Origin of the sequence: Streptomyces sp. NPDC007905, assembly GCF_042959345.1 — a bacterium.
Taxonomy (GTDB): domain Bacteria; phylum Actinomycetota; class Actinomycetes; order Streptomycetales; family Streptomycetaceae; genus Streptomyces.
On record NZ_JBIBKS010000075.1, the window covers coordinates 1 to 3,357 of the forward strand.

Here is a 3,357-nt window from a genome sequence, read left to right on the forward strand (position 1 = left end):
CTCGAACAGCTCGGCCGCCTGCATCCGAACGGTCTCCCGGCGCCGGCGTCCCGCAGCAGTCAGCCCGCCCCCATCCGCATATCTCACACACCACGCGATACGACCACGACTCCAGACTCATCAGGGACTTCACCGAAGTTCACCCTGACGAGCTGATGTCAGTATCTCCCAACATGTCAGTGCTTCAAGGTGGGGACAGTAGTGCGACGCGTACCGCACGGACGGCGCTTCCCCCCGGTCGAAGACACTTTGCCCTTCCACTTTCGAACTGGTCACACGCCTGCTGCCCACCTTCGATGAGACGGACCAGCATCTGTGCAACTTCAGTGAGACAGGTCATCGCTCTGGGAGGGGTGTCACGCTGATCGGCGAGGTGGCCCAAAATCCGGGGGTCGGGCCCGTGATTCCGGGCCGAATCGCCAGCGTGACACTCCAACGTGACAGCCGGATCGGTGAGCGTGACACTGGTGAGCGTGACAGCGTGACAGTCACCCACGGTGATCACGGGCACTGTCCTCTGACAGGAGATCTTGGCCGATTGACAGGTGACTTTGACCGAACTGGGAGCGTCGGTTCCCGGAGTGCGGCCGACCTGGTCGGCCGCAGAAGGGCCCAGTTGGTGCGGCGCGGATCAGAGCCGTTCGAATGCCAGATCTCGCGGCCGCGTGTGCTCGCGTGGGCCGGCTGCCCGCAGGACCACGTCCAGCACCCGTGCCGGGTCGGCCGCGTAGGCGTGCGACAACCACGCCATGTTGGCCTCCACCACGGCCCAGCGGTGGCCAGGGCTGTACGGGTCAAGAAGTTGACCGATGTCCACGACCACGGCGCTCGGCAGCGTGTGCCCGGCCGCGGCGGCCAGCCGGTCGGCGAACTCCGTGATCTGCGCGGCGATGGCCCGGTCCGCGCGGTCCCCGCCGAGCGGGCGGGGATCAAGGCTGCCGAACACCGCGTACCGGCTCGCCGCGGCGATCCGGCCGTCCAAAAGGAACAGCCGGTACTCGGCCGCGAAGGTCACCACCTCGGACAGCAGCACCGGCGTCGCCGGGTCCAAGGCGGAGGACAGCCGGGAGCCGTCGGCGTAGACGTCGGCCGGGAAGGACTTGTCACGGGGCGGCTTGACGAACGTCGGCCGGTCGATCGCCCATGCGTCCGCGACGGTCCCCGCCCGCACCTCGCGGCCGGTGAACTCCTCCGGCAGCTCGGCGAGCCAGCCGTCCGTCGGCTCCAGCAACGCGAACCCGAGCTGGCCTGCCAGTCGCGTACCCGCGACCGGCCCTCCGTACCAGGCGGGGCCCGCCAGGCCGGGCTCCTCTGCCGCCCTGACCGGCATCCCCCGCCCCGCAGCCTCGACGGCCAGCAGTTCCATCGTCGACGTCCGCCGCCCCGGCATGACCAGCATCGCGATTCTCTCCCACGCTCCGCAAAACCGCCACGCTAGCCCCACCGCGCCCACCGCCGCAGCCGAGAATCCCCGCCGCGGACCCAAGACCAGCCAGGCCACGGCGAGCCACGGCTCAAGATCAAGTGACAGAAACCCGGCACCAATCAAGATCACTTGTCAATCGGTCAAGATCGCGTGTCAGAGGACAGGCATGTCTGCTCCCACGGCTCCCTCACAGGCTCTCAGGTCATCTCCCAGGAACGCGCTGCCTGGGGAAACAGCCCTCCAACCTCCCAGACATCACAGGCGTTCCGGGGTATTTCCGGTCCCAGCCTCCCAGGTCCCTCACAGGTCTGTCTCCCAGACGCTGGGGTCTGGGAGACAGCGGAGCGTGAGGCCGGAGCGGGCCGTGCGAATACTGCGCTACGACCGGACGCGAGCGAGGAACACGGCGAGGGCACCGGCAGCTTCGGGTTCGGTGGTGGCGAGCCGGGCCGCGAACGCCAGCTGGTCGACGTCGGCGCCCGGGACCAGGCGGGCGAGTTCGGCGAGCAGCGCGGCGTGCGCGAGGACCGACGGGTGAGAAGGCCGGCGGCGGCCTCGCAGGCGGCCGGGTCGCGGTGGTGCCCGAGGTGCGCGGCGAGCGCGTGGGCGAGCCAGGCGTCGACGTCGGCCTGCACGTACCCGCCCGCTCGGCGGGTGAGTTCGTCGCGGACGGCTTCGTCCCCGTCACGGGGCTCGGTCTGCTCCAGCGTGCCCATCTCGCGCAGCGCCTGGAGCTCATCGGCGCGGGCCGCGATCCGCGCTGCCTCACGGAGCTCGGCTTCCCGGGCGGCGGCGGCCGCGGCGTCGGCGGCGAGCTCGGCCTGGACGACGTCGTCGGTGTCCGGGACGTAGACGGTGCCCGGCGCCGCGTCGGCGAGCAGCTGCGCGATGCGCTCCCACTCCGCGAGTTCCGCGGGGCCGCGGACGTCGTCCGCCAGGTCCTCGTGCCGCGAGTCCTGCCGGGCGTCGAACCGGGCGTCCTCGAGGGCCGCCGCGACGGCGCCGGCGTCCATGCCCTTCGCCCGCCGCCGGACGACGCGGCGGCCGATGCGGGCGGGGTCGACCGGCTCCCGGGGCGCGGTGACGCGCGGGGCGAGCGGACGGCGCGCAGTGCGCCGGGGCGGCCAGGGCGTGGTCATCATCGGCCTCGTATTCGTGGTGCGGATTCGGAGCGGGCCGCCGCCAGAGCGCTATACGACGGCCCGCCGAATATGGTTTATAGCAGGACCTGAATTCAACCGTGTCAGAACCGGAAATCTATGGACTGGACGTGCGTGAAATCCGCGCGCAGGCCATCGGCCCGGGTGCCCCATTCCGTGAAATACGACTCGGTGATGGCCGCCGCGACGATCGGATGCAGCTCCTCCTCCGTCGCTCCGGCCTCCTGCATCTTGAGGATCTGCTTCACGTAGGTGGGAGAGAGCGGGGTGGTGATGGTGCGGATGCGGCCGTCGTCCGAGCTGCCCGAGCACGTGAATCCGAAGTACGCCGTCACCTCCACCATCATCCCGCTGGACGTGGAAGCCTGTTCGCGTGCACGGGCCCTGACCTGCGGTTGCCACTCTGACTCGGTCGCCTCCATCAGAGCGGCCTGGAGCCGCTTCTGTGGCTTCTTCAGCTTCCCGGCGCGGTAGCGCTCGATCGTTCGAGTCGAGGTGCCTACACGCTCCGCCAGGCTCCGCGCTGACTCCTTCAGCCGCGTGAGGAGGAATTTCACCTGTGTATTTGCGGACTTCGGCGCGGGCCGGGTGAAGACCTTCCGCTCCGCCCGCGTGAGGGCCTCCAGGACCTTGCCGCGGCTCGGGGCCGACTGCTGCTGCTCGTGGTCGCTCATACCTCCTAGACGAGTCTTTCCAAATGCCTGCGGGCGCGAGGAGAGGGTGTCCATGATCGTTTGTGACGACGAACCTGGACACCCTCGTGACCGCACT

The 3,357-nt window shown here is 69.5% G+C and carries 3 protein-coding genes; all 3 read right to left on the reverse strand.

Annotated features, from left to right (window positions below):
- Positions 1-631: 631 nt before the first annotated feature.
- Positions 632-1,399, reverse strand: coding sequence for an ATP-grasp domain-containing protein (locus ACFZDC_RS41930; RefSeq protein WP_391332358.1), 768 nt, complete (start codon positions 1,397-1,399; stop codon positions 632-634).
- Positions 1,400-1,623: 224 nt separating this feature from the next.
- Complete coding sequence (locus tag ACFZDC_RS41935) at positions 1,624-2,565, reverse strand: hypothetical protein (RefSeq protein WP_391332359.1); 942 nt, start codon at positions 2,563-2,565, stop codon at positions 1,624-1,626.
- A gap of 104 nt (positions 2,566-2,669) precedes the next feature.
- On the reverse strand, positions 2,670-3,260 hold the full coding sequence (gene tpg / locus ACFZDC_RS41940) for a telomere-protecting terminal protein Tpg (RefSeq protein WP_391332360.1): 591 nt from the start codon (positions 3,258-3,260) through the stop codon (positions 2,670-2,672).
- Between the last annotated feature and the right edge of the window lie 97 nt (positions 3,261-3,357).